This is a genomic window from Rhodococcus sp. NPDC059179 (assembly GCF_042754885.1).
Classification (GTDB): Bacteria; Actinomycetota; Actinomycetes; order Mycobacteriales; family Mycobacteriaceae; genus Rhodococcus_G.
In genome coordinates, this window is the sequence record NZ_JBHZBV010000006.1 from 26,381 (window position 1) to 51,995 (window position 25,615).

The window sequence follows — 25,615 nt, forward strand, 5'->3', positions numbered from 1 at the left end:
GTGGCCTTCCCATGAACCCACTGAGCTTTCCGCGGCCCGCGCCCGTCGACGTCACGCACCACACCCACCTGACCGGAATCTTCGAGCCGCAGCGCGAGGAGGTGGACGTCCGGGGTCTCGAGGTGGTCGGCGAGCTGCCGTCCGACCTGCACGGCGCGTACCTGCGCAACGGCCCCAACCCGCGGTTCGACCCGATCGGCAGCTACGTCTACCCGCTCGACGGCGACGGCATGGTGCACCGGATCGAGCTGGAAGACGGCGCCGCTCGCTACACCAACCGGTTCGTCCGGACGCCGATGGTGGTGGCGGAGGAGGAGGCCGGACACGTCATCTGGGCAGGCGTCACCGACCTGTACACACCGAGCGAGGCCGAGGTCGGGCCCGAGCTGGCCGGGACTCCGCGCGAGCTGCCCGACATCAACGTGGTGCGGCACGGCGGCCGGCTGATGGCGATGGCGGAGACCACCCAGCCGTTTCTGCTCGATCCCGCGGATCTGCGCACGCTCGGGCGGGAGAGTTGCGACGGCGCGATGGCCGTCGGCAGCACCGCGCACCCCAAGATCGACCCGGCGACCGGCGAGCTGGTCCTGTTCAACTACCTGCTCGACCCGCCGTACCTGACCTGGTCGGTGGTCGCGGCCGACGGGACGCTCGCCCGGCCGCCGGTCCCGGTCGAGGGCGTGGACAAGGCGCTGATGGTCCACGACATGGTGCTCACCGAGCGCTACATCGTGCTGGTGCTGTGTCCGTTGGTGTTCGACATGGCGGCCCTGCTGACCGGCGGATCCGTCCTCGACTGGCGGCCGGACGACGGAACCCGGGTGGCGCTGATCCCGCGCGACGGCGGTCGGGTCCGGTGGGCGAGCTGCGAGGCATTCTGGGTGTGGCATTTCGCGAACGGGTTCGACCTGCCGGACGGGCGGGTGACCGTCGACTACGCGCAGTGGTCGTATCCGGGCGGGTTCGCGGCCGTCGATCATCCGTCCGTCGGCACGCTGATGCGGGCGGTGATCGACCCGGAGACCGGCGCGGTCGCGCGAACGGTTGTGTCGGACAGGGACGTCGAATTTCCCCGCATCGACGACCGCAGCCTCACCAGGGGCCACGGCACCGTCGCCACCATCGGCAAGCTCGCCGGCCGCGAGGGCGCGATGGATTCGCTGTGGTTCTTCGATCCGTCGGGGTCCGAGGCGCACTGGGATCCGGGCGGCATCGCGGTGGGCGAACCGATCTTCATGCCCGGCGCCGAACACGACTACTGGGGGATGATCGGCACCGACCGCGCCGACATGTCGTCCTGGTTCTGCGTGCTGCCCGCCGAGGACCCCGGATCGGGCCCGATCGGCAAGGTGCGGCTGCCGATCCGGGTGCCAGCCGGACTGCACGGGACGTGGTTGCCTGCGTGACGCGGCAGCCCGCGTGCCGAGGACGCGTTGTCGGCGGTCCGGCCTAGGTTGGACCGCATGCCACAGCGCGCGCCCTACGGATCCTGGCTCTCACCGATCACCGCCGTCGACCTCGCCTCGAGCGGGCACCCGGTCGACTCCGGCCGCTTTGTCGGCGACGAGATCTGGTGGTCCGAGTTGCGCCCCAGCGAGGGTGGACGGACCTCGATCCGGCGCTCGGGCCGACGTGGGGAGCCGGAGGATGTGCTGCCGCCACCGTGGAACGCCCGCACCCGGGTACACGAGTACGGCGGCGGCGCGTGGACCGTCACCCACGACGGCAGGCTGGTATTCGCCGAGTTCAGCGACCAGCGGGTGTACGCGCTCCGGCCGGGCGGGCACCCGATCCCGCTCACGCCGCCGCCCGCGGTCAGGGCGGGGCTGCGGTACGGCGAGCTGAGCGTCGTCGGCGACGAGGTGTGGTGCGTGCGCGAGACGCACACCGCGGACGGCGAGGTCCTCCGCAGCATCTGCGCGATCCCACTCGACGGGTCCGGCGGCGGTGACCCCGGACGCCTGCGGACGGTGGTGTCGGGCTCGGACTTCATGGCCTATCCGCGGCTCTCGCCCGACGGCAGGCGCCTTGCCTGGATAGCCTGGGACCACCCGCAGATGCCGTGGGACGGAACTGAATTGCGGGTCGCGGAGCTGGACGAGAGCGGCGCATGCGGCCCGGCCCGAACCCTGCTCGGCGGGCCAGAGGAGTCGGTGCTGCAGCCGGAGTGGTTCGACGACGGCTCCCTGTACGCGATCAGCGACCGCAGCGGATGGTGGAACCTGTACCGCGTGGACATCGGGGCGCAGCCGCCGCAGCCGGTGTGCCCGCTGGACGCGGACTTCGGCGGTCCGCTCTGGCATCTCGGCGTCCGCTGGTACACCCAGATGGCGGACGGTCGGCTGCTCACCACCCGCACGGTGGGCACCGACACCCTGGCGCTGGTCGACCCCGCCGACGGCACGGTCGCGGACCTCGACCTCGGTGACCTCACCTCGCTCGGCATCACGGACCTGCGCGGCGATCGGGTGCTGCTGCGCAGCGGCGGCGCGCTGACACCGGCCGGACTGCGCTTGCTGGACCTCGCCTCGGGCGCGGTCGCCGATGTCCGGCTTGGCGTCGACGGGCTGCCCGCCACCGCGTATCTGCCCACCGCGCAACCGATCACAGTATCCGGGCCGCAGGGCAGGGAGGTGCACGCGTACGCCTACGCGCCGCGTAATCCGAACTACGAGGGGGTGGACGGGGAACTGCCGCCGTACGTCGCGTTCGTGCACGGCGGCCCGACCGCACACGTCGCGCCAGCGCTGAGCATGGTCTACGCCTATTTCACGAGCCGCGGAATCGGCGTGGTCGACGTGAACTACGGCGGGTCGACCGGATACGGCCGCGAATACCGGAACCGGCTGCGCGGGCAGTGGGGGATCGTCGACGTCGAGGACACCATCGCCGCCGTCCGCGGGCTGGCCGACGTCGGGCTGGCGGACCCGCGTCGGCTCGCGATCGAGGGCGGCTCGGCCGGAGGCTGGACGGTGCTGGCGGCGCTGACGTCGTCCGACGTGTTCGCATGCGGTGCTTCGTACTACGGTGTCGCAGAGCTCGAGCTGTTCGTGCAGGAGACGCACGACTTCGAGTCCCGGTACATCGACGGTCTGGTCGGTCCGTTGCCGGAGTGCGCGGACCTCTACGAGCGTCGGGCGCCGGTGAACAACGTCGACGGGCTCGCCTGTCCGGTGCTGCTGCTGCAGGGTCTGACCGATCCGATCGTGCCGCCGTCGCAGGCGGAGCGCTTCCGGGACGCGATGGTGCGCAAGGGGATACCGCACGCATATCTGGCGTACGAGGGTGAGGCGCACGGGTTTCGGAAGGTCGAGACGATCGTCAGTGCACGCGAGGCGGAGCTGTCGTTCTACGGCCAGGTACTCGGCTTCGAGACGCCCGGCATCCCGCGGCTCGAGCTCTGGCGGCCGTAGGGGTTGGCAGCGCTGCCCTGAGGTCACCGTATTGGGCTGCGCCGTCGGCCGAGGGCACACACCCCTTGACGGGATCACACACGACTTGGGCGCCGAAACGGTGTGTGATGCCGTCAAGCGTTGTGTGATCTCGCGGTGCGGTGCGGTGCGGTGCGGTGCGGTGCGGTGCGGTGCGGTGCGGTGCGGTGCGGTGCCGGCCGCTAGGGGCGCGGGGTGTGATCCACCCATCCCTGCGGCGGTGGGCAGAGCCGGGCCCGTTCGACGGCGTCCTGGATGCGGCCGACGATCACATGCGGCGTCGCCAGCTCGTCCCAGATCCACCGGACCACCTGCCAGCCCGCGGAACGGATGGCGTCCTCGCGTAGCTTCTCGGCCCACAGCACGTCGGCGGGGACCTGCCCCTCAGGCACCAGTCGGCCGTACTTGATGCGACCGTCGAACTCACCGACGACGCCCAGCGCCTCGAGCAGGAAGTCCACCCGACCGAGGTGATCCCCGGTGGCGGAGAAGAGATTCGCTTGTGGTTCCGGCACGGGCAGTTGCTTGCGGATGAAGAGTGCGCGGCTTCGAGATTCGCCCACGCTCTCAGCTCGCCCGTCGAGAAACCGGAAGACCCGGCGAGCCCGCCGCCTGCCGGAGTGTTCAGGCATCGCTGCGGCTGCGGCGTCGAGATCGGCTGTCGTGACCAGCCCGGCGCGCACTGCGTGATCGCCGGTCGCCAGCGCTTCCTCGAAGTTCAGCGACCGACTCAGGTCGAGCATGGTCCGGGCAGGCGTCGTCACCCGTAGTCCGTCGACCTCGATGATCTCGTGCTCGGCCATCACTGCTGAATGAACGTGTCGGTGCTGCGTTCGGCGGCCGCCGGTCTTACGGTTCCGCGTCAGGTGCACCACGCGCAGCGGGACGTTCCACATTTCGAATCCGTGGACGGCCGCCGCCGACTGGTGGCTGAGTACGGAATCCGGCGCTGCGGCTCGCAGGGCCGCCTCGGCGACCAGACGGTGCTGGGCGATGGCATCGAGCGCGTTGTGTTCCACGCTGACCGCAAAGGTGCCCGGGCGCAATCGCTTCCAGGTGCCGGTCCGGCATTGCCGTTGGAGTTCATGGTCGGTGGCACCGCGCTGTAGCGCCTCGCGCCGTCGAATGATGTGATCGCCCATGGAGTCATCGTGCACCGCAGCAGGGCCGAGACGACCGCGGGCAACTGGGTAATCCGGCGGCCTGTGGACAACTTTCGGCCTGTGCACAACCAATTCGCGATACCCGAACCGCGAGGGCACACACCCTTTGACGGGATCACACGGGTATTGGGCGCCCAACGCCCGTGTGATCCCGTCAAAGGGTGTGTGACGCAAACAGAAGCGCCCCTCGCCGTGATCGACGAGGGGCGCTTCGGTGCGTGCGCTACTTCTTGCGGCCGGGAGCCTTGGCGCCTGCCTTGAACCCGAGCCCGCCTGCCTTCGGCTGGGGCAGCGGCGCTGCCTCGGCGGCAGGTGCACTCTCGGCGGAGGGTGCGGCCTCGGCGGAGGGTGCGGCCTCGGCGGCAGGTGCACTCTCGGTCGAGGGTGCGGCCTCGGCAGGAGCGGCAGTTGCACTCTCGGCGGCGGGTGCGGCCTCCGAGGGTGCAGCCTCGACCGGAGCCTCGGCAGCCGGAGCCGGAGCCGGAGCCGGAGCCGCGGGTGCGGCAGCCGCCGGGGCGGCCTTGCGTGCACCCGGTGCCTTGGCGCCTGCCTTGAACCCGAGCCCGCCCGCCTTCGGCTGCGGCGGGGCGACCGGGGCAGAGGCCGGAGCCGGTGCAGCCTCGACCGGAGCCTCGGCAGCCGGAGCCTCGGCGGCAGGTGCCGGTGCAGCCGGTGCGGCGGCGGGAGCGGCCTTGGCGCCGGGCGCCTTGGCCCCGCCCTTCATCTGCAGGCCCTTGCCGGGTGCCTTGGCGCCGGACGCGAGGCCCAGCCCCTTCGGCTTGGCGGCGGGAGCGGCGGCCTCGGCGGCAGGAGCTTCGGCGGCGGCCGGAGTCTCGGCGGCGGGAGCTGCGGCGGCCGGGGCAGCCTTCGCGCCCGGAGCCTTGGCCCCACCCTTCATGCCCAGACCCTTGCCCGGTGCCTTCGCGCCGCCCTTGAGGCCGAGACCCTTCGGAGCGGCGGCCGGAGCCGCGGCGGTCTCGGCGGCCGGAGCGGCCTCGGCCGCCGGAGCAGCCGCAGCGGGCTTCGCGCCCGGAGCCTTCGCCCCCGGTGCCTTCGCGCCGGGAGCCTTGGCCAGACCCTTCATGCCCAGACCCTTGACCGCAGGCTTCGCGGCAGCCGGAGCCGCAGCGGCCTCGGCGACCGGAGCTGCCTCGGCGACTGGTGCGGCCGGTGCGGCCTCGGCAACCGGAGCCGCGACCTTCGCCCGGGGCTCGACCTTGATGTTCGCGGTCAACTCCGCCGGCTCGAGCCGGGTGATGGACCCGAGCATCAGCTGCGCGACGTCCACGACCTCGACGCCGACACCCTGGCCCTGCTCCTGGCGTGCGGTGACGCCGTCGGTGAGCATGACGCGGCAGAACGGGCAGCCGGTCGCGATCTTTTTGGGCTCCGTCGAGAGCGCCTCGTCGACGCGGTCGACGTTGATGCGCTTGCCGATGTTCTCTTCCATCCACATGCGCGCGCCGCCGGCGCCACAGCACATGGACCGCTCGCCGTGCCGCGGCATTTCCTTGAGCTTGGCGCCGGACGCCTCCATCAGCTCACGGGGCGCGTCGTACACCTTGTTGTGACGGCCAAGGAAGCACGGGTCGTGGTACGTGACGTCCTCGGAGACCGAGGCGACCGGGATCAGCTTCTTCTGGCGCACCAGACGGTTGAGCAGCTGGGTGTGGTGGACGACCTCGTAGTCGCCGCCGACCTCCGGGTACTCGTTGCCGAGCGCGTTGAAGCAGTGCGCACAGGTGACGACGATCTTGCGCTTGGACTGCTCGACGCCGTCGAACACCGAGTTCAGCGTCTCGATGTTCTGCATCGCGAGCTGCTGGAACAGGAACTCGTTGCCCGCGCGGCGAGCGGAGTCGCCGGTGCAGGTCTCGTCGGCGCCCAGGACCATGAACTTCACGCCCGCGGTGGCGAGCAGCTCGGCGACGGCCTTGGTGGTCTTCTTGGCGCGGTCCTCGTAGGCGCCTGCGCAGCCGACCCAGAAGAGGTACTCGTAGTCCTCGAAGGTGTCTATGACGTCCCCATTCGGGGTGGACTGGCCGTAGACCGGGATCTCGAAGTCCATCTCGTTGATCCAGTTGAGGCGGTCCTTGGAGTTCTGGCCCCAGGGGTTGCCCTTGTTCTCGAGGTTCTTGAACAGGCCGGCCAGCTCGGACGGGAACTCCGACTCGATGAGCACCTGGTAGCGGCGCATGTCGATGATGTGGTCGACGTGCTCGATGTCCACCGGGCACTGCTCGACGCAGGCACCGCAGTTGGTGCAGGACCACAGGGTCTCGAGGTCGATGACCGGGGCGAGCTCACCCTCGACGGTCTCGCCGACCAGCTTGCGGCCGGCTTCGGTGAGCGCCGCCGCCGGGATCTTCGCCAGCGCGGCCTCGTCGACCTTGCCGTCGGCGTCGACCAGCCCGATCTCGTCGCCGCCCATGTCTTTCTTGCCGCCCGCGAGCAGGTACGGCGCCTTGGCGTAACCGTGGTCGCGCAGCGACATGATCAGCAGCTTCGGCGACAGCGGCTTGCCGGTGTTCCAGGCGGGGCACTGCGACTGGCAGCGACCACACTCGGTGCAGGTGGTGAAGTCGAGCCAGCCCTTCCAGGAGAAGTCCTCGATCTGGCCGGCGCCGAGGGTGTCGGTGTCCGGGTCGACGTTGTCCATGGTCAGGGCCTTGCCCTTGGACATCATGGGCTTGACCGCGCCGAGCGCGACGTCGCCGTCGTCCTCGCGCTTGAAGTAGATGTTCGGGAACGCCGAGAAGCGGTGCCAGGCGACGCCCCAGGTGATGTTGCGGCCGACGACGAACAGCCAGACCATGCCGGACATCAGCTTGACGAAGGCGAAGATCGAGATCAGCGCGACGTTGGGCGGGATCACCTTTGCGATCTGCCCGGTGACCGGGTCGGTCCAGCTGGAGTGGCCCTGCAGCGACAGCACGCCCGCCTTCACCAGCACCATGCCGATGCCCTCGGTGAGCACGACCCATTCGACGAAGTAGGCGGCGCCGAACTTCGATCCGCCGAATCGGGAGAGGCGCTCGGGTATCCGCGGGTGATTCAGCTGGCGGATGACCATCAGCGTCACGATGCCGACGACGGTGCCGACGCCGAGAATCTCGTCACCGAGGTGGAACCACCAGGTGTCACCGATCAGCGGCCAGGACCAGGTGGGATCGAAAGTCTGACCGTAGGCCATGAACCAGAACTGCGCGCCCGCGAGGAAGCCGATCATCACGAGCCAGTGCGCCCAGCCCACGGTGCGGAACTTCTGCATCCGGGTGTGCGCGATGAACTCGACGATCATCTGCTTGAAGCGGGGGAAGAACGGGCGCCAGCGGTCCGGGGCTGGTTGACCGAGCGTCACCGTCTTGCCCATGGTCCAGGCCCCACTCAAGAATGAGGCCCAGCACACGAGGCTGAGCAGTACGCCGATCGTGCCCAACGTGATCGTCAGGGCGTTCATGTCACGGCCTTTCCTTCTACGACGGCAACGCCACCGACTTCTCGGGCGGAGCCTCCGGGCTTGTCACAGTTAAGTTACCCGCCGGTAGCATAGTGAGCCAACGTCGAGTCCATGGCCGCGCCGGCCGGGGGTCGACGCGAGACACAGGTGTTCTCACGCTCACCGTAATTTGTGCCCCCTCGAGGGGCTCAGTGCAGGTCAACCTAACTTCGCCGGATGACCTGCGAAGAAGTGAGCCGACCGAACGGGTTGGGGAGCAAATGCTGCACCTTGTTCTCAGACGAATCACAGATTAGGGTTCGCGGGACTGTGTCGTAACCAATGTGCAATCTTGGTTTTCCGGAGGGGTTCAATAGATGAGGCTGAAGAAGTTTGCTGCGACGTCGCTGATGGCGATTGCGGCGCTGGGTGTCGGAGCGGGCACCTCGTACGCGGCACCCGCCGCACCGGCGCCCGAGTCCATCGACTGGAGCTCCAAGGTCGAGGGCGCGTCGGTCGTCACCACCATCGACGCGGGCGCCTTCAAGGTCTCCGGCGACGGCAAGAACATCGAGCTGCAGGACAACGCCGGTAAGGCCGTCGTGAGCCTGCCGCTGGCGTTCCAGCTGAACAGCCTGAAGTTCCCGATGGAGCAGAAGGTCAGCGAGGACGGCAAGACCGTCACCCTGACCCCGATCTTCGACCTGGGCAAGGCCAAGTCGGTCACCCCCGAGGATCGCGGCGACCGCACCGTCGGCAACATCGCGATCAAGGACATCGCCTCGACGACGGAGAATCAGGCCGCGCAGGAGACCTTCAACGCGCAGCTCGCGCTGGCCACCGCCTCCGGCGCGCTGGTCGGAACCATCATCGGCGCGGTCGCGGGCGGGCTGGGCTTCCTCGGCGGCCCCGTCGGCCTGGTCTCCGTGCCGCTCGGCGCTACCGTCGGCGGTATTGTTGGCACCATCGCTGTCGGCGGCCCGACCCTGATCGCCGCGGGCATCGGCCTGGGCCAGACCCTGCTCGCCGAGCCGGGCACCAGCATGTACGCCGAGCACCTGCAGAAGTAGTACACCCAGAAACGCGACTGCGGCCCGTCACCTCCATGGAGGTGACGGGCCGCAGTTCTGCGTTGGCCCATTCGACGTGCAGCCAGCCGGACCGTCACTAGCGGCGCCGGTGCCGACCGAAGGCCCGCACCGGCTCTGCGCGCTAGGACAGGCCGGCGCCGCCGGCGTTCGTGGCGATTGTGATGATGTTGCCGACCAAGCCGAACGCGATGGGGAGCAATTCCTCCATGAAACTTCCTTCTGTCCACCGGCGCACACGTCCGGCCTCGTTCTGACTGGGCCCCCCAGTCAGGTGTATCGCTGGCGCTAATCCTCCCGCCCCAGGAACAACGGCATTCTACCGTCAACCGGTCGTTCCGTGGGACGTTACCCCGGAACGCCAAAAGGGGCCCCGGAGCGCGAAAGTGCGCGTCCGAGGCCCCTTTTCGTGAGGCGTGTGAACTATCCGCTAGTTCGTGCGGACCTTCAGGCCGGGGTTGGCGGCGAGGACATCGTTGATCGGCGTCGCGTACAGCTGGGGGCTGTCGCCGACCAGCGTGGTGACCACGGAGGCCACCTCGCAGAACATCAGGTCGCCGACGTTGGAGGCGCTCGAGATGCCGAGCGCCCTGGTGCCGGTCACGATGGCGCCGCCGCTGTCGCCCTGCAGCGCACAGATATTCGCGGTGAAGCCGTTCTTCAGGGTGCGGGTGCCGACGTCCACGATCTGGTTGACGGAGTTGATGGTGCCGCAGCTGAAGCCGGTGGTGAGGCCGGACTTGCAGACCGGCGCCCCGACGACGGGGTCGGCGGTTCCGGTGATCGGCACCGGCGCGGCGCCGGGGGCGCGGACGAAGTTGTTCTCGAACCGCTGCGCGGCGGCGTCGTCGATGCGGATCACCGAGTAGTCGAGGCCCTCGACGGTCGACTTGGCGAACGTGCCGAAGCGGTTGCCGAAGTTGTTGCCGCGCATCTCGAATGCGACGGACGCGGCGCCGGTGCCCGCCTCTGCGCGGTTCGGGTCGCAGTGTCCGGCGGAGATGTTCACCGCGCGGCCGGAGCCGTCGGTGCCGTTGAAGCCGAGCGAGCAGCGGAAGGCGCCGTTGGGCTTGACGGCCTTCTCGGCTGCGTAGGAGTCGCCGCCCAGGCGGGCATCGGCGCGCACGGGGCTCTCGACGGCCGGCGGCGCGGACGAGCCGAGCGCAGGCGCGAGCACGACGCGCGCGGACTCCAGGAAGTCGGGCAGCGCCAGCCCCTGGCCCTCCGCGGTGTTCTGGACGCGCAGCACGACGTCGTTGTTCACGGTGTCGATCGCGGCGCCGCCGATGAGGCCCGACAGCGGAGCGGGCAGCTTCTCGATCCAGTTGTTCAAGTGGCCGAGCTGGTCGCGCAGGGCGCGCTCGCTGCGCGGCAGGTCCTTGACGCGGTAGCCGGCCGATTCGACGGCCGCGGCTGCCTCCTCGCGGCCTGGCCCGTCCGCGAGGCCGATCAGTGGCGAGCCGGCCGGGTCCAGCCAGGCGCCCGCGAAGGACTCCGGGAACTTCCCACGCATCGTGTTGGCGAACGCGACGAGCTTCTGCCCGGCCTCGGCCTTGTCCAGGTACTGATCCGGGCTGAGTCCGAGATCGCGCTGGATCGCGGAGATCAGGTCGGCGGGCAGCGCGGCCGCGGGCGCCGGGGTGGCGGGCTCCGCGTGTGCGAGTGCCGCGCCGGGCGCGATCAGAAGGAGGGCCGCAGAGCCGATCATCGCGGCACGGCGGGCGCGAACGCTACGCATGGGGACCTTTCGGATTGAGGGCATGCGGGCACGACCAGGCCATCGGCCGAGTCGGTTCTAGCGACTATATGGGTTGGGCGCGCCGTTGCCTACCGGAAAACCGTCGGATGAATTGGCACCGCTGAGGTATCAGCGGGGCGCGTCGGCAGTCCGGACCCGCAGGTCGAGGCCGAGGGAGGCGTTCGCGTGGTCCACGATCTTCTCGATCGGGATGCCGATGCTGGCGGTGCCGCCCTCGGTCGCCAGCACGAGGTTGGCCTCCATGCAGTTCGGGGCGCCGCCCGAGTTGGATCCGCTGGTGATGCCGAGGGCCATGGTGCCGGTGAGGATGGCGCCGCCGCTGTCCCCGCCAAGGGTGCAGGTGGAGCCGGCGAACCCGCGGACCAGGCGGGTGCTGCCGTCCGCCATGTGCAGCGGGGCGTCGACACTGTCGGCGAGGATCAGGCCGCAGGTGAACGTGGAGGTCTGACCGGACTTGCAGATCGGCGCGCCGATGACCGGACGCGCGGTGCCCGTCACGGTGACGGTGGTGCCGTTGGCGCCGCGGACGGTCGGCTTGTCCAGCCCGGCGGCGGTGCCCGCGTCGTTCAGCTTGATCACCGAGTAGTCGAGGCCGCCCGCGGCCTCGCCCATCGCGGAGTGCCGGAAGGCGCCGATCTGCTTGCTGCGGGTGACGTCGGCGAAGTCGGGCAGGTAGACGGGGGCGCCCGCAGGCACGTTCGCGTACTCCTGCGCGGGATCGCAGTGGCCGGCGCTGAGGTTGTAGGGGGTGCCCGCGGCGTCGACGGCGTTGAAGCCGAACGAGCAGACGCCGATCTCGGCCGGGTCGATGTCGCCGGTGATCGGGCGCGGGGTGGTGACGTAGGTGTCGCCGCCCTGCGCGTGCGGGTCGACCGCAGGCTGGCCGCCGGGGCTCAGCACGACCTTGAGCCCGGCCAGCAGCGTCGGCAGGTTCAGGGCCCTGCCGATGGGGCTGTTCACCACATCGATGACGATCCTGTTCTCCAGCACGTCGATGGAGGTGGAGTTGATCTGTGAGGAGACGTCCTTCGGCAAGCCGAGGATCCACCGGTTGAGCTGAGCCAGCGAGCCCTCGAGGTCGTTCGCGGACACCGCGGCGATCCGGGTGGCGTAGCCGTCGCTGGCGACTCGCTGCGCCTCGGCGGTGGTGGTGACCGCGACGACGGGGACGCCGTCGGCGCCCATCCAGGAACCGGCGTAGGTGGCGGGGCTGCCCTCGCGCAGGGTCTGGGCGTACCCGGCCAGCCGCTGTGCGGCCTCGGCGCGGTCGAGGTACTGCTGCGGGCTCAGCTTCAGGTCGCGGGCGATCGCCTCGACGAGTTCTGCGGGCAGCTGCTGCGCGACGTCGGCGGTCGAATTCGACTGGGGTTCATGCGGTTCGGCCTCGGCGATGGCGGAGAGGGGGATCAGGGTGGCCGAGGCGAGGATTGCGGCGCGGAACGCCAGCCGGAGACGCATGAAGACCTTTCGTCGAGTGCGCGGGGGGTGTGTCAGCGCTCCACCATAGGGGACGGGCGCCTTCGGCGCTCGTGCGCGTGTTTTACCCCGGTTGGGGTGAAACACGCGCACGGTGCGCGGAGCGCGCTAGGCGACGGCTGCGGGGGCCTTCGGGGTCGCCTTGGGGGTCGCCGTCGGCGTCGTCGCGGTGGTGGTCGGCGTCGCTGTTGTCGTCGTCGTGGTCGGGTCCGCGGTGGTGGTCGCGGCGGGGGTGGTCGTGGTCGGCTGGGGAGACGGACTCGGCTCCACGACGGGCACCGTGGTGACCGGCGGCGGGTCCTCGGTCGTCGGAACGACGGTGGTGGTCGGCGCGGTGGTGGTGGTCCGGGTGGTGGTGGTTCGGGTCGTCGTGGGCGTGGGCGCCTTGGTGGTCGTGGTGGTCGGCCGCGGCGAGGTGGTGACCCTGGCCGTGGTGGACGGGTCGATGACGGGGACCGCGGTCGCGGGGGCGTCGGTGGAGCGCAGGCTCACCACCAGTCCGACCAGCGCGACCGCCAGGACCAGCCCGGCCGCCGCCGTGATCACGGTGGTGCGTTCGAACCGGCCGCGGGGCGGCGCGGGCGTCGGCGTCGCGGCCGGGACCGGCGCGAGCGGGTCCGCGTCCGTCAGGACGGGCAGCACCGGACGGCCGGGCCCCGCCTCGGTGAACGCAGCAGGCGGGCCGACCCTGTGGACGGCCGGCATGGTCACGGTGTCGGCGTCACCGTCGATGTCGGCAGCGCCGGTGGCCACCGTGGCGGCGCCCGCAGAGATGATCGTCGCGCCGCCCGCAGAGTCGATCGTCGCGCCGCCCGTGGCGGTTATCGATGCGCCGCCCGCGGCGGTGATCGCCGCGCCGTGTGCGCCGGTGAGTCCCGGTCGGGGCCCGAGCACGGTCGGCAGCCCGAGGGTCGACGCGGCCAGCCGCGACACCAGTGGCATCGCGCAGCAGCCGCCGGTCAGCAGCACCGTGCGCACGTCCGACGGCGCGAGGTCGTGGGCGCTGATGGTCTGCTCGACGAGGTCGAGCGCTCCGGCCACCGACGACTCCAGCAGCTCCTCGAGCTCGGTCCGCGTCAGCGTGACGGTGGCGGACGTCCCCGCCAGCTCGACCGTCACCCGCGCCTCGGTCGCCGTGGACAGCGCCTCCCTCGCCTCGGCGCACCGGTGTCGCAGCACCGACAACTCGACCCTGGTGACCGGATCGCTCGGGTCGATCGGCCCCAGCCCGACCGCGACCACCCCCAGGACGTGCTCGACGACCGCCTGGTCGAAGGTGTCGCCGCCGAAGCGGGTGGTGAACGTCGACGGCCGTAGCAGCCCGGCGTCCGCGCCGGTTCGGACCAGTGACACGTCGAGCCCGGCGCCGCCGAGGTCGAAGACGGCGACGACGGCGTCGCCCAGCGGCCCGTGCGCGGACTCGAGCCAGGCCACCGCGGCCACCGGCTCCGGGACCAGCGTCACCGCGGCCAGTCCGACATGTTCGAGGGCTCCGCGCATCGACTGCACGGTCGCGTCGGACCAGCGCGGCGGGTGCGTGGCGACGATCTCGGGCTGCTCGGACAGGCCGGGGAACGTCTCGGCCGCCTCGTGCACGAGGCTGTGCATCGCGGTGGCGACCAGGTCCTCGGCCAGGTAGGCGGAGCCGTCGCCGATTTCGAGTCCGGCCGGATCGCCCGCGTGCACGGCGAACCCGGAGATGACGTCGGGGGCATCGAGGGGAGAGCCGAGCACCGCCTCGCCCGCGACCGTCAACTGCAGCGTGCAGAGGCGAGCGATGGCCGGTTCGGCGTCGAGGCGCGGGCTCCCGCCGGTGTGCAGGACGGCAACGGCATTGGTGTTGCCGACCCCCAGCCCAAGTCCCGCGGCCATGTCTTCCCCCATCTGATCACTGCCGCGCCTGCCGAGTCCCGGGCGTCGCTGGCACCGGATCGCTGCGCGATCCCCGGGCGACAGCCTATCGAGTCGCCTAGGCTCGACCCGAGAGCGTCGCCGCTAGCGGGGTGGTAACCCTAGGCCCTGCGCGAGGTACTGGGAGAACAATGACCGATCCCGCACCTGCACCCGTGCCACAGCCAGTTCTCGAGCCGCTCAGTGCGACGGCCCTTTTCCTGGTGATGACCGCCGGTCCCGCGCTCGAGGACGCGGTCACCCTGCGCGACGTCGCCTCGGATGTCGGGTCGCTGGTCCGGGCGGTGGGGTTCCGTGAGCTCGCCGGGTCCCTGTCCTGCGTGGTGGGTTTCGGTTCGGAGTTCTGGGATCGGGTGGGGCCGAGCGCCACACCGTCCAGGCTGCATCCGTTCATCCCGCTGCGCGGCGACGTGCACAGCGCCCCGGCCACTCCGGGGGACGTGCTCTTCCACATCAAGGCATCGCGCGCAGACCTGTGTTTCGAGCTGGGGCGCCAGATCGTCGCGGCCCTCGGCGACGCGGCGACGGTGGCGGACGAGGTACACGGCTTCCGATATTTCGATGCCCGCGACCTCCTTGGTTTCGTCGACGGCACCGAGAACCCGACCGGACCTGGCGCGGGCGCGGCGGTGCTCATCGGCGCGGAAGAGCCGACGTTCGCGGGAGGCAGCTACGTGATCGTCCAGAAGTACCTGCACGACATGGCCGCCTGGAACGCGCTGAGCACCGAGGAACAGGAGCGGGTGATCGGTCGGACGAAGCTCGAGAACGTCGAGCTCGATGACGCGGCCCTGCCGAGCAATTCGCACGTCGCGCTCAACACCATCGTCGACGACGACGGGACCGAGCACGAGATCCTGCGCGACAACATGCCGTTCGGCTCGCTCGGCGCCGCCGAGTTCGGCACCTACTTCATCGGCTACGCGAAGGACCCCGCCGTCACGGAGCTGATGCTGACGCACATGTTCGTCGGTGATCCGCCCGGCAACCACGACCGGATCCTGGACTTCTCCGAGGCGGTCACCGGCACCCTGTTCTTCGTGCCGAGTCAGGATCTGCTGGAGGCGCTGGCCGACACCATCGTGGAAGAGGCGGAAGCGGAGCCGGAGGAGGTCGCACCGCTCGACTTGTCCCTGAAAATCGGTGATCTCAAAGGAGTGTCGTGATGACTGACTCGAGCAACCTGCACCGGAACCTGGCGCCGGTGACCGAGGCCGCGTGGGAGCAGATCGGCGAAGAGGCCGCGCGCACCTTCAAACGTCACGTCGCCGGTCGCCGGGTGGTCGATGTCGCCGGACCGATCGGCTACTCCTACTCCGCGCACAATCTCGGCCGGGTTCGCTCGATCGCCGCGTCGGACACCAGGATTCGGGCGCAGATCCGTGAGGTGCATCCGCTGGTCGAGCTGCGGTTCCCGTTCACGCTCAGTCGCGCGGAGATCGACGACGTGGCCCGCGGGTCGCTGGACTCGGACTGGCAGCCGGTCAAGGACGCGGCCAAGGCGATCGCGTTCGCCGAGGACCGGACCGTGTTCGCCGGCTTCGCGGAGGCGGGCATCGAGGGCCTCGGACCCTCGAGCAGCAACCCGACGCTGCCGCTGCCGGAGGATCCGCTGCTGGTGCCCGACGCCGTCGCGTCCGCGCTGTCGGCGCTGCGGCTGGCAGGCGTGGAGGGTCCGTACTCGGTGGTGCTCGACGCCGACACCTACACCGCGGTCAGCGAGACCAGGGACGAGGGCCATCCGGTGTTCCACCACCTCAAGGACCTCGTCGACGGCGATATCATCTGGGCCCCCGCGGTGACGGGCGGCTACGTGCTGTCCACCCGCGGCGGCGACAACCAGCTGACGCTCGGCGCCGACCTCTCGATCGGGTACGACAGTCACACCGCCGACTCGGTGACGCTGTATCTCGAGGAGTCGCTGACCTTTTCGTCGTTGACGGCGGAGGCCGCCGTCGTGCTGGGGCGCTGAGAGATGGCGCATTCACCGAAGTACCGGGACGCCAACCCGCTGTTCAGGGTGATGCGCGACGTGGCAGGGACCAAGCCGATGGCGTGGTTCTTCGCACGCACGCTCCACCACATCGACGGGCCCGTGTACCGGCTCACCAAGGGCCGCAACACGTTCACAACCCTCGTCACCGGCCTGCCGCTGGTCATGCTCACCACCACGGGCGCGAAGAGCGGCGCGAGCCGCACCGTGCCTTTGGTGGGGATGCCGGACGGCGACCGGATCGTGGTGATCGCCTCGAACTACGGGCAGCACGCCAATCCCGCCTGGTACTTCAACCTGCGCAAGCACCCCGAGGCGACGATCGCCGTTGCGGGCGGCACGCCCCGGCCGGTGGTGGCCTACGAAGCGGACGGCGAGGAGCGTGAGCGGCTGTGGCGCCTGGACCTGGAGGTCTACCCCAGCCGCGCGTCGTACGAGCAGCGCGCCACCGACCGCCGGATCCCGGTGATGGTGCTCGAACCCGCAGGCGCACCTACTGGACGCTGACCACCTTGCAGACGAACTCCTCGAAGGCCCGCAACCAGTTCCGCAGGAACTCGGCGGTGTCCTGATTGGTCACCTCGCCGTCCTCGGTGATGAGCCCGTCGTGGAACTGGATGTAGGCCTCCGGCTGCGCCAGTTCGGGGGAGTTGACGAACGAGAGGATGCTACGCAGGTGCTGCTGGCCGACGGCGGTGCCGATCGATCCCGGCGAGGTGCCGATCACCGCGGAGGGCTTGTGCGCGAACGAGTTCTGACCCCAGGGCCGGGACCCCCAGTCGATCGCGTTCTTGAGGGCGCCTGGGATCGAGCGGTTGTACTCCGGGGTGACGAACATCAGCGCGTCGACGGCCGCGATCGCCTCCTTGAGGGCGAGGCCCTCCGGCGGATAGTCGGCGTCGAGATCGTGGTTGTAGAGGGGAAGGTCGCGGATCGGGATCTCCCGCAACTCCAGCTTGTTCGTGTCTGTGGACAGGCGCATCAGCGCCTTGGCGAGCCTGCGGTTGATGGACTTCTCGGAGAGGCTGCCTACGAATACGCCGACCTTGTATGCCACCGGACTGGTCCTTCCCACGACGGACGTCCGGAAACCCCGGACTTGGCCTGAGTTACCCGGCCCAATCTAGCGGCAGGTCCGGCGGCGCGACAGGGGTCTGGCTCAGCCGACGACGTCGTCCGAGTCCTGCCGCCAGTCGTAGACGACGCGGGTCCGCAGCACGATGTCCTGCAGCGACCGGCGCCTGCGGTCGACGGCCGCCCACCCGAGGCCGAACGCGAACAGGACGCAGAGCACGGCCCGGATCGCGGCACGCGGCCACCGGAGCAGGCGGCCCTTGGAGGTGACGACCCGCAGCCCCATCGCCAGCGAGCCGGCGGTGCGTCCGGTGGTCGCCCAGCAGGCGGTCAGATACACGATCGACACGCTGAGGGTGGCGGTCGCGGAGAGCAGCACGGCAGGCTCGGGGAACTCGAAGGCCTGCGGGGAGAACAGCAGTCGCATCAGGGCGAGACCCAGGTAGGTCAGGCCCATGAGCGCGAGCACCACCCCGAGGTCGATCAGGGCGGCGATCGCGCGGGTGACGATCCCGGCCGGGCGGTGCGGAGGTCCCTCGATCCCGTGGGTCACGGCGCCCTGCCCCCGGGCCGATCGTCGCCGTCTCCTGGCCGGCCGTCGCCGGGCTGATCGGGGTCGGCGCCGCGGCCGAACAGCCTGCCCACGAATCCAGCTACCGCGTCGTCGGCCTGCATGCCCTGGCTCCGGACCCCGCGAACGGCCTCGGACGACAGCGAACCCGTCGACTCCCGGATGATGTCCGGCAGGTCGACGCCCTCGATGATCTCGTTGGCGAGGCCGACCAGGTCAAGACGGGCGACGATGGCGTCGATGTCGATCCGGCGGGCGACCTCGTCGAGGTCCACCCGCGAGATCTGTCTGCTCAGGTCGACGGTGTCGACGATGCCGTCCAGATCGAGCCGGCCGATCACGGCGTCCACGTCGAGCCGGGCGGCGATCCGGTCGACGTCGATGGTGGTGGCGATCCGATTCAGGTCGAGGGAATCGGCGATTCCATTCACATCGACGTTCTCACGCACGAGACGGGTGAGGTCGACCTCGAGCAGCGCGACCGCGACGACCTCCCGGATCACGACGCGCAGCAGGTCCCGGACGGTGGGGGCGGCCGCCCGCGCTACCTCCTCGCCCCTGGCCCGGAGCGCGTCGGCGGTGGCGTCGAGGCGATGGGCCAGACCGGGAACCCGGCGGAGCGTGTCGAGGGCGAACCGGGCCGTCGCGCCGACCGCCTCGGCGGCCGTGACCGCGGCGCCGATCGTCAGGAACATCACGTCGGCGCCGGGCAAGCTCGTCAGTGGCCGGTTCGACGCGGGTGCGACTCGATCGTCCGGAGACATGGGCCCTCCCTGATCGGTGTCTGACGCAAAGCGGTCAGGTCGTGATCATAAGTGTCGCCGGGGAGGGCGCATGCGGGTTGTGCCGGGCTCGCACACCGACTCGGCGCTCAACTCTCCGTGCCGTGTCCCATCGCGCGCAGCATCGACAGCATGTCCGCCCGGGAGGCGGCGTCCAGGCGACGGCGGATCCGGGCGACGTGGTGCTCGACGGTCTTCGCCGAGATGAACAGTCGCGCACCGATGTCCCGGTAGGTCAGGCCCATCACCAACAGGTTCGCCACCTCGGCCTCGCGGTCGGTCAGGCCGGCGCTGAGTTCGCGTTCGGTCCCCCCGACGGAGCCGGGCGTCGACGCCGCGGCCGGTCGGAGGGAGCGCGCCACCTGCAGGAGCGTGGTGGCGGTCCTGGTGTCCGACGCGCGCAGCGCGGCCTCGCTGGCGAGGCGGGCGCCGTCCCATGGCAGTCCGATGCGGTCCAGGGTGCGCGCGGACTGTTCCACCACCGCGGCATCGATCTCGCCCTGCAGCACCCGCAGCCAGGCGCGACCCGCGGTCGCGAGGCCGGCCGCGTAGGGGCTGGTCTCGGCAGCGACGCCGAGGGCGTTCGCGTGCGGCAGCAGTTCGGCGGGGCTCTCGGCCAGGATCGCGGCCTGCACGCCGTACCAGTGCAGGGGCGAGCCCCACAGCGTCGGCTCGCCGAGCCGGGCGAGCAGGTCCCTGGCCTGCTCGATCAGGTGGGTGAGCCGGTCGGTGTCGCGAAGCCGGGCCGCGCCCAGCCACAGCTCGCCGAGGGGCAGCAGGCTGAACAGGTCGGCCGAGTGCTCCGCGATGACGCCGTGTGCCCGCTCCCACGATTGCGTGAGGGCGCCGATGTCCCCGACCCGGCGGGCAAGTCCGACCCGCAGCGCGGCGGCGAACAGCGCGTCGCGGGGCGTCAGCTCCGCATCTGCGGGAACCGAATCAATCCCGGCCGCAGCGGAATCCAGGTCGCCGCGGACCATCGCGATCCAGGTCAGCAGCAGCTCGTGCCGTTGCCGGGTGATGCTCTCGGGCGGCTCGGTGTCCAGGGCCCGGTGCAGGATCGCCTGCGCGCCCGCGAGCTCACCGCACGCGATGCCCGCCAGCGCGGTGATGGCGGCCCCGCTGTCGGGCAGCAGCCGGGCACGGGAACCGTTGGTGGACAGCGACAGTCCACGGGTCAGCGAGTTGACGGCGATCGCGACCTGGCCGTCGATCGACTGCCGCAATCCCTGCGCGAGCAACGTCGCGCCCGCGGTCGTCGACGTCGGCGGTGCGCCCGCCTGCAGATCCGCCATCGCGTCGGCCTGCTCGGGCCTGCCCGCCGCCAGCAACACGGTGGCCGCGACGGGCGCGTCGGAGCCGACGCGGGCCGGGCCGAGCCACTCGTACAGGTCGGCGCTGCGGCCGAGCATGCCCTGCTGCGCCGCGACGCTCGCCGCGATCCGCACGGCGGCCGCGAGTTCGGTATCGGTCAGGGTCGTGGCCCGCTCGAGCAGTCCGTCGGTGAGCCCGACCGCGGTGTCGAAGTCCCCGCTCAGCGCCGCCGCCTCGGACCAGCGCAGGGCCAGGGCGTCTCGATCGGCGCCCGCGCGGACGGCCTCCGTGTACAGGGTCGCCGCCAGCCGAGGCGCGGCGTGTTCGGCAGCGCCGCACAGGAACTCGGCGAGTTCCGGGTTGGTCACGCCCGCCTCGCCGTAGGCGCGGGCGGCCGGGAGGTCGAGCGCGCCTACCGTCAGCTTCGCGCGCAGCGAGTCGGACTGCAGCCGGGCCACCCGCTGCGGGCCGAGCACGGTCGCGAGCGGTTCGCGCGCGGCGCGCAGGAGCGTGTGCGAGACCAGGCCGGTGCCGCGGGCGCGGTCGATCAGGTCCTGGGCCGCGACCGGTTCGACCGACAACACCCGGGCGAGTTCGGCGGCGTCGAGCCCGGCGCCGATCGCGGCGATGGCGAGGGTGCACAACAGGTCCGCGTCGAGTTCCCCGAGCCGGGCGCGCAGGTGCGCGCCCGCCGCGGCGCCGAGGGCCCGTTCCACGGCGGACTGCGTGCGGGGTTCGTTCGGATCGAGATGCGTCAGGGCGCCGAGCGCCGCGTCGACGCACTGCACGCCGCCCCCGGTGATTCGCAGGATCGCGGCGGCCAGGCCGATCGGAAGCCGCACGCCCAGCGTGGATTCCGCGCGAACGGCGATGTCCCGCGGCGACAGCGGGTCGAGGACCAGCGAGCCTCCGAGCGCATCGCCGAGCGAGCGCAGGGCCCGCCCGTTCGGCCGCGGTTCGGTCGCGACGATCACGGCGATGTCCGGGCGCCGCGCGGCCAGGGCGAGCGCCTCCACCGCGGCGTCGGGCAGGCGGTGGGCGTCGTCGATCACCAGCGCGCAGCCGGGTTCGATGTCCGCGCCCGGCACCGCGCAGGCGACGTCGATTCCGTGTGTCCGCAGGTCGTCTCGGACCGCGGCGAGGAGGGCCGACTTGCCGCTTCCGGCCGAGCCGCGGATCAGCATGTGCGGGTTACCCGTTCGGGCCGCGGCGACGAGCGCCTGCGCGCCGGGCATCCCGGCGAGCGCGGACGCCGCGGTGGCGGCGGGTTCGGAGGTCAGCACGGTCACGGTTCCTACTGTCCGACGCCGAGCAGTCCGCCGACGCCCTCGCCGACGCCGCCGATCACCCCGCCGACGCCGCCCAGCACCCCGCCGACGCCGTTGCCGACGCCGTTGGCGACGCCGCCGAGGCCGTTGCCGACACCGGTGGCCGCCCCGCCGACGCCATCGACGAAGTCGTTGCCGATCTGGCCGCCGCCAACATCCTGCGACGGCGGGGGCGGCGGCGGGGGTGTGTAGCCGCCGCCGGGTGCCGGGGCGGGTGCCGGGGCCGGGGCGGGCGCCGCCGGGGCCGGTGCGGGTGCGGGAGCCGGTGCTGCGGCGGGGGAGCCGGGGGCCGCGGCTGGCGCCGGTGCTCCGGTCGAATTGGCGGAGACCTGCCGCGCGACGGAGCCTGCGCCGGACCGGATCGGGGCGCCGGTCGGGTCCAGGCGGACCGGCTCGGAGCCTTCGGTGGTCGGGACCACCACCCCGTCCACGACCGGCAGGACGGTCCCGTCCGGCGCGACCGTGGTGGTGACGCCGCGGCTGCTGCTGGTGCCTGCCTTGCTGGTGTCCGCGCTGGACGGTGTCACCGAGCCGGTGCCGAGCGAGAGGCCGCCCGCGGCCAGCAACGCGATCGCCGCGGCCGCGGCGGTGACGATCGCAGCCTTCTTGGGGGTCGAGAGCGACGAGCCCCGCGAGGCGGGCCGGATGCCCGGACGCGGGCCCGTGACCGGGGACGCGGGCAGCACCGGTTCGACCTCCACGACGGTGGTCGCGGCCGCTGCGGCGCCGGGGATCAGCGCGAGCGGCATGGTGTGGGCCCCCGTCGCGGCGGCGATGATCGCCGCGCCCTGGGCAGCGGTTCGCTCGGGATGGGCGTCCGCGGTGACGGGCAGTCGCAGCTCGGCGGAGAGCAGCTCGGTGACCAGCGGCATCGCCGAGCTGCCGCCGATGAGCAGGACCTGGCCGACGTCGGACAGGTCAACGCCCGCGTTGCGCAGGGTCTCCCGCACCAGTTCGAGTGAGTCCGCCAGCGGTTCCCGGATCAGGTCCTCCAGCTCGGCGCGCACCAGCCGGACGTCGCTGTGCACCCCGGGCAGGTCGATGCCGATGACCGTCTCGGTGTCCGAGGACAGCGCCTCCTTCGCCGCGCAGCAGCGCGCCCGCAGCTGGGCGAGGGCGTTCATCGTGTCGGGATCGAAGGGGTCGAGGTCGCCGACCTCGCCCGCGACGCCGTCGAGCACGTAGCGCAGCGTCAGGTGATCGAACTCGGCCCCGCCGAAGTCCTCGGACCGCATTGGCTTCCCGATGATCGCGGGAGTGTCGCCCCCTCGGACCAGCGTGACGTCGAGGGTCGTGCCGCCCAGGTCGTAGACGAGGACGAGGTCGTCCGGGGCGACGCCGCCGTCGCGGGACTGGTTGCGCTGCAACCACGCGACTGCCGCCTCGGGCTCGGGGACGAGCGTGACGTCGGTGAGGCCGGCTCGGTCGAGCGAGGAGCGCAGCGCGTCGACGGTATGGCTGGGCCAGACGGCCGGGTACGCCGCCGCCACGGCAGGCGATTCGTCGAGGCCGGGGGACGACGCCTCGATCAGGCACTGCATCGCGGTGGCGACGAGATCCTCCCCGGTGTGGGTGGAGCCGTCGTCGGCGACGAGCGCGACCGGGTCGCCGACGCGGGTGGCGAAGCCGGAGACGACAGTTCCACGTGGAACCTCTCCCTCGCTACGGTGGGGCACGCCGAGAACGGCGGGGAAGTCCCCGCCCAGCTCCAGCGTCGAACTCGCCGTGATCGACGGGCCCTGAGGGTCCGCGGCGTGGTCGAGGGCGGTGACCGCCACCGAGTTCACGGCGCCAACGGTGAGTCCGAGTCCAACAGTCATCGAAGTGTTCTCCCGTGCTCGCCCCGAGGCTTCCGCCGCCGAGCTGGCTGACAATTCTCCTCGTGGCCGGTGCCCGAGGCGGGTGACGATTTCCCGGGTTTGCGTCCGGGGTGGCGGCCGTAGATGGCCCCCGCTGATACCCACTGTGTCGGGTCACGCGCGTGGTTCGTTACCGATCCACGGGCAAACGCGCAGATGGGGGAGGTATCCCCTATTGGGGGGTGATCCCCTATCGATCGCTCCCCCCACCCTTCCTGCGAGGCAGGGGAGTTCGCCCCGTTGGAGCGGGGTGTCCGCGTATCTAGCGTTGAGAGCAATCGTTTCGCGTCGTCTTCGCGATCCGTTCGACCAGACCTGTAGGAGATCGAAATGACCACCAACGCTCTTCTCGACTTCATCCTCAGCCTCCTGCGCGATGACGAGGCGAGGGCGCTGTATTGCCAGAACCCGGAGGCGGCGTTGGCCGCTGCCGGCCTGGGCGGCGTGTGCTCCGCGTCGGACATCTCCGCGGTGGCCCCACTGGTCGCCGAGTCGGGATTGTTCGCGGGCGGCGCAGGCGAGCTGACGAGCATCGTGAACGCGGGGCTCGACTCGGCGGTGGGCGGCGCCATCGGTGGCGGCCTCGGGCTCGGTGGCGGTCTCGGCCTTGGCGGTGGCCTCGGTCTGGGAGGCGGCCTCGCGGCAGGCGCCGGTGCGGGTCTTGGCCTCGGTGGCGGGCTCGGCCTGGGCGGGGACCTCGATCTCGGCGCGGACCTGAGCGCGGCCCTGAGCGCGGCGTTGGGTGCGGCCCTTCAGATCGGCGGCCAGATCGGCGCCGACCTGGGCGCGGCGATCGGTGCGGCGCTGGAGGCCTCGCTCGGCCTGGGTGGCGCCATCGACGTGAACACCGTCCTCGGTCTCGGCGGCGCGCTGGATCTCGGTGGTGCGTTGGATCTCGGAGGTGCGTTGAGCGGAGCGCTTGGCGGGGCCCTCGGGGTGGGCGGCGACCTGGTCGGCGAGCTCGGCGGCGCACTGAACGGGGCGCTGAGCGGGGTGACCGACCTCGACCTCGGAGGGGCGCTCGATCTCGGCGCGGTGCTGGGCGGGGCCCTCGGGGTCGGCGGCGACCTCGGCGCAGACCTGGGCGTCGCGCTCGGCGGGGTGCTCGGTGCCGCGTTCGGTGCGGGCGGCGGCCTCGGCGGCACGCTGACCAGCGCACTCGAAGGCGGACTCGACCTCGGCGCCGCGTTGGGCGGCACCCTGGGCGGCGCGCTCGGCCTCGGCGGCGAACTGACCTCCGGCCTGACCGGTGCGCTCGACGCGGCGCTCGGTGCGGGCGGTGGTCTGGACCTCGACGGTGTGCTCGGTCTCGGTGGCGGTCTGACGTCGGGCCTGACCGGTGCGCTCGACGGCGTGCTCGGTGCGGGCGGTGGCCTGGATCTCGACGGTGTGCTCGGTCTCGGTGGCGGTCTGACGTCGGGCCTGACCGGTGCGCTCGACGGCGTGCTCGGTGCGGGCGGTGGCCTCGGCGGCGGACTGGATCTGGGCGGCGACCTCGGTGCGACGTTGAGCGCGGCGCTTGGCGGCGCACTCGGCGCGGGCGGTGACGTCGCGGCCGACCTCGGTGGCGCGCTGGGCGGCGCGCTCGGCGCCCTGGTCGACGCGGGAGCGGGCCTTGGCGGCGTGCTCGGTGCGGGCGGGGAGATCGGCGGGGACCTCGGCGCGACGCTGGCAGGTGCGCTCGGTGGCGCGCTCGGGGTGGACGGCGGTCTCACGGCTGGCCTCGGCTCGGCACTGGACGCGGCGCTCGGTGCCGCGGGCGGCCTCGATCTGGGCGCGGAGGGTGGACTCGGCGGATCGCTGAGCACCGCCCTCGAGGGTGTGCTCGGCGCGGGCGGCGAGATCGGCACGGATCTGGGTGCTTCGCTGGGCGGCGTGCTCGGCGCGGCCCTCGGCGCGGGCGGTGACCTCGGCGGCGAACTGGAAGCGGCGCTGGGCGGCGGCGTTGGTGGCACCGGTGAGGTGGACCTCGGCGGCGCGCTCGGCACGGTGCTCGGTAGCGCGCTCGATCTCGACGGCGGCCTCGCAGGCGGACTGGGTACCGCCCTCGAGGGCGCGCTCGGCGCGGGCGGAGCGCTCGACGGTGGACTGGACCTGGGCGGAGCCCTCGACGGAGCCCTCGGTGGCGGCCTGGACCTGGGCGGCACGCTCGACGGACTCCTCGGTGCGGGCGGCGGGCTCGGACTCGGTGGTGAGCTCGGTCTTGGCGGCGGCGCCGACCTCGACGCGGGCGTCGACGCCGGACTCGACGCGGCGGCGGGCCTCGGCGGCGGCCTGGACGCGGTCGCGGGCCTCGGCGGCGGCCTGACCAGCGGGCTGGCAGGCGGACTCGGCGGACTGTTCGGAGCGGGCGCAGGCCTCGGCGGCAGCCTGACCGGTGCGCTGGACGGCGCGGCGAATGCGGGTGCTGAGCTGGGTGGCGGCCTG

The 25,615-nt window shown here is 71.5% G+C and carries 18 protein-coding genes; 8 read left to right on the forward strand and 10 right to left on the reverse strand.

All coding sequences use genetic code 11. From position 1 onward, the window contains the following. Positions 1-11 precede the first annotated feature (11 nt). Entirely contained in the window at positions 12-1,406 is a 1,395-nt protein-coding gene (locus ACFXMV_RS14135; protein ID WP_378503359.1) for a carotenoid oxygenase family protein, read from the forward strand. A 57-nt stretch (positions 1,407-1,463) separates the two neighbouring features. After that, the gene (locus ACFXMV_RS14140; RefSeq protein ID WP_378500760.1) at positions 1,464-3,413 is read left to right on the forward strand and encodes a prolyl oligopeptidase family serine peptidase; all 1,950 of its coding nucleotides are present in this window, start codon (positions 1,464-1,466) and stop codon (positions 3,411-3,413) included. A 200-nt stretch (positions 3,414-3,613) separates the two neighbouring features. Here the strand turns inward: ACFXMV_RS14140 and ACFXMV_RS14145 are convergent, their stop codons facing one another. After that, entirely contained in the window at positions 3,614-4,234 is a 621-nt protein-coding gene (locus ACFXMV_RS14145; protein ID WP_378503360.1) for a hypothetical protein, read from the reverse strand. A 9-nt stretch (positions 4,235-4,243) separates the two neighbouring features. On the opposite strand from ACFXMV_RS14145, the gene ACFXMV_RS14150 reads away from it, so the two are divergent. Further along, positions 4,244-4,540, forward strand: a complete 297-nt coding sequence (locus ACFXMV_RS14150) for a hypothetical protein (protein WP_378503361.1) — start codon at positions 4,244-4,246, stop codon at positions 4,538-4,540. 277 nt (positions 4,541-4,817) lie between these two features. Here the strand turns inward: ACFXMV_RS14150 and ACFXMV_RS14155 are convergent, their stop codons facing one another. Continuing rightward, a complete protein-coding gene (locus tag ACFXMV_RS14155; protein WP_378503362.1) occupies positions 4,818-8,054 on the reverse strand; it encodes a (Fe-S)-binding protein in 3,237 nt (1,078 codons plus the stop codon). A gap of 356 nt (positions 8,055-8,410) precedes the next feature. On the opposite strand from ACFXMV_RS14155, the gene ACFXMV_RS14160 reads away from it, so the two are divergent. Continuing rightward, positions 8,411-9,103 carry an ammonium transporter gene (locus ACFXMV_RS14160; protein ID WP_378500586.1) on the forward strand — a complete coding sequence of 231 codons (693 nt, stop codon included), beginning with the start codon at positions 8,411-8,413 and terminating at the stop codon, positions 9,101-9,103. Between the two features lie 448 nt (positions 9,104-9,551). Here the strand turns inward: ACFXMV_RS14160 and ACFXMV_RS14165 are convergent, their stop codons facing one another. The 3 genes from ACFXMV_RS14165 to ACFXMV_RS14175 form a co-directional block, all read right to left on the reverse strand. Further along, positions 9,552-10,859: a S1 family peptidase gene (locus ACFXMV_RS14165; protein ID WP_378500585.1), complete on the reverse strand. Its 1,308-nt coding sequence runs from the start codon at positions 10,857-10,859 to the stop codon at positions 9,552-9,554. A gap of 129 nt (positions 10,860-10,988) precedes the next feature. Next, positions 10,989-12,338, reverse strand: a complete 1,350-nt coding sequence (locus ACFXMV_RS14170) for a S1 family peptidase (protein WP_378500584.1) — start codon at positions 12,336-12,338, stop codon at positions 10,989-10,991. Between the two features lie 126 nt (positions 12,339-12,464). Beyond that, entirely contained in the window at positions 12,465-14,228 is a 1,764-nt protein-coding gene (locus ACFXMV_RS14175) for an Hsp70 family protein (protein WP_378498477.1), read from the reverse strand. 170 nt (positions 14,229-14,398) lie between these two features. On the opposite strand from ACFXMV_RS14175, the gene ACFXMV_RS14180 reads away from it, so the two are divergent. The 3 genes from ACFXMV_RS14180 to ACFXMV_RS14190 are packed head-to-tail and all read left to right on the forward strand — an operon-like array spanning position 14,399 to position 16,767. Further along, entirely contained in the window at positions 14,399-15,433 is a 1,035-nt protein-coding gene (locus ACFXMV_RS14180) for a Dyp-type peroxidase (protein WP_378498476.1), read from the forward strand. Further along, the gene (locus ACFXMV_RS14185; protein ID WP_378498475.1) at positions 15,433-16,239 is read left to right on the forward strand and encodes a family 1 encapsulin nanocompartment shell protein; all 807 of its coding nucleotides are present in this window, start codon (positions 15,433-15,435) and stop codon (positions 16,237-16,239) included. Before ACFXMV_RS14180 ends, ACFXMV_RS14185 begins: the two co-directional genes overlap by 1 nt. Before the next feature lie 3 nt (positions 16,240-16,242). After that, complete coding sequence (locus ACFXMV_RS14190) at positions 16,243-16,767, forward strand: nitroreductase/quinone reductase family protein (protein WP_378498474.1); 525 nt, start codon at positions 16,243-16,245, stop codon at positions 16,765-16,767. Here the strand turns inward: ACFXMV_RS14190 and ACFXMV_RS14195 are convergent. The 5 genes from ACFXMV_RS14195 to ACFXMV_RS14215 form a co-directional block, all read right to left on the reverse strand. After that, complete coding sequence (locus ACFXMV_RS14195) at positions 16,754-17,317, reverse strand: NADPH-dependent FMN reductase (RefSeq protein WP_378498473.1); 564 nt, start codon at positions 17,315-17,317, stop codon at positions 16,754-16,756. The genes ACFXMV_RS14190 and ACFXMV_RS14195 overlap by 14 nt on opposite strands. 102 nt (positions 17,318-17,419) lie before the next feature. Next, positions 17,420-17,875 (reverse strand): RDD family protein, encoded by a 456-nt coding sequence (locus ACFXMV_RS14200; protein ID WP_378498479.1) that lies wholly within the window; start codon positions 17,873-17,875, stop codon positions 17,420-17,422. Positions 17,876-17,883: 8 nt separating this feature from the next. After that, on the reverse strand, positions 17,884-18,669 hold the full coding sequence (locus ACFXMV_RS14205; protein WP_378498472.1) for a hypothetical protein: 786 nt from the start codon (positions 18,667-18,669) through the stop codon (positions 17,884-17,886). A 107-nt stretch (positions 18,670-18,776) separates the two neighbouring features. Beyond that, on the reverse strand, positions 18,777-21,236 hold the full coding sequence (locus tag ACFXMV_RS14210) for a LuxR C-terminal-related transcriptional regulator (protein WP_378612013.1): 2,460 nt from the start codon (positions 21,234-21,236) through the stop codon (positions 18,777-18,779). Between the two features lie 59 nt (positions 21,237-21,295). Further along, the gene (locus tag ACFXMV_RS14215) at positions 21,296-23,149 is read right to left on the reverse strand and encodes an Hsp70 family protein (RefSeq protein ID WP_378498470.1); all 1,854 of its coding nucleotides are present in this window, start codon (positions 23,147-23,149) and stop codon (positions 21,296-21,298) included. 369 nt (positions 23,150-23,518) lie between these two features. Between ACFXMV_RS14215 and ACFXMV_RS14220 the strand changes: the two genes are divergently transcribed. After that, positions 23,519-25,615 (forward strand): IniB N-terminal domain-containing protein (locus tag ACFXMV_RS14220; protein ID WP_378614294.1); only part of this gene is annotated, 2,097 nt, incomplete at its 3' end.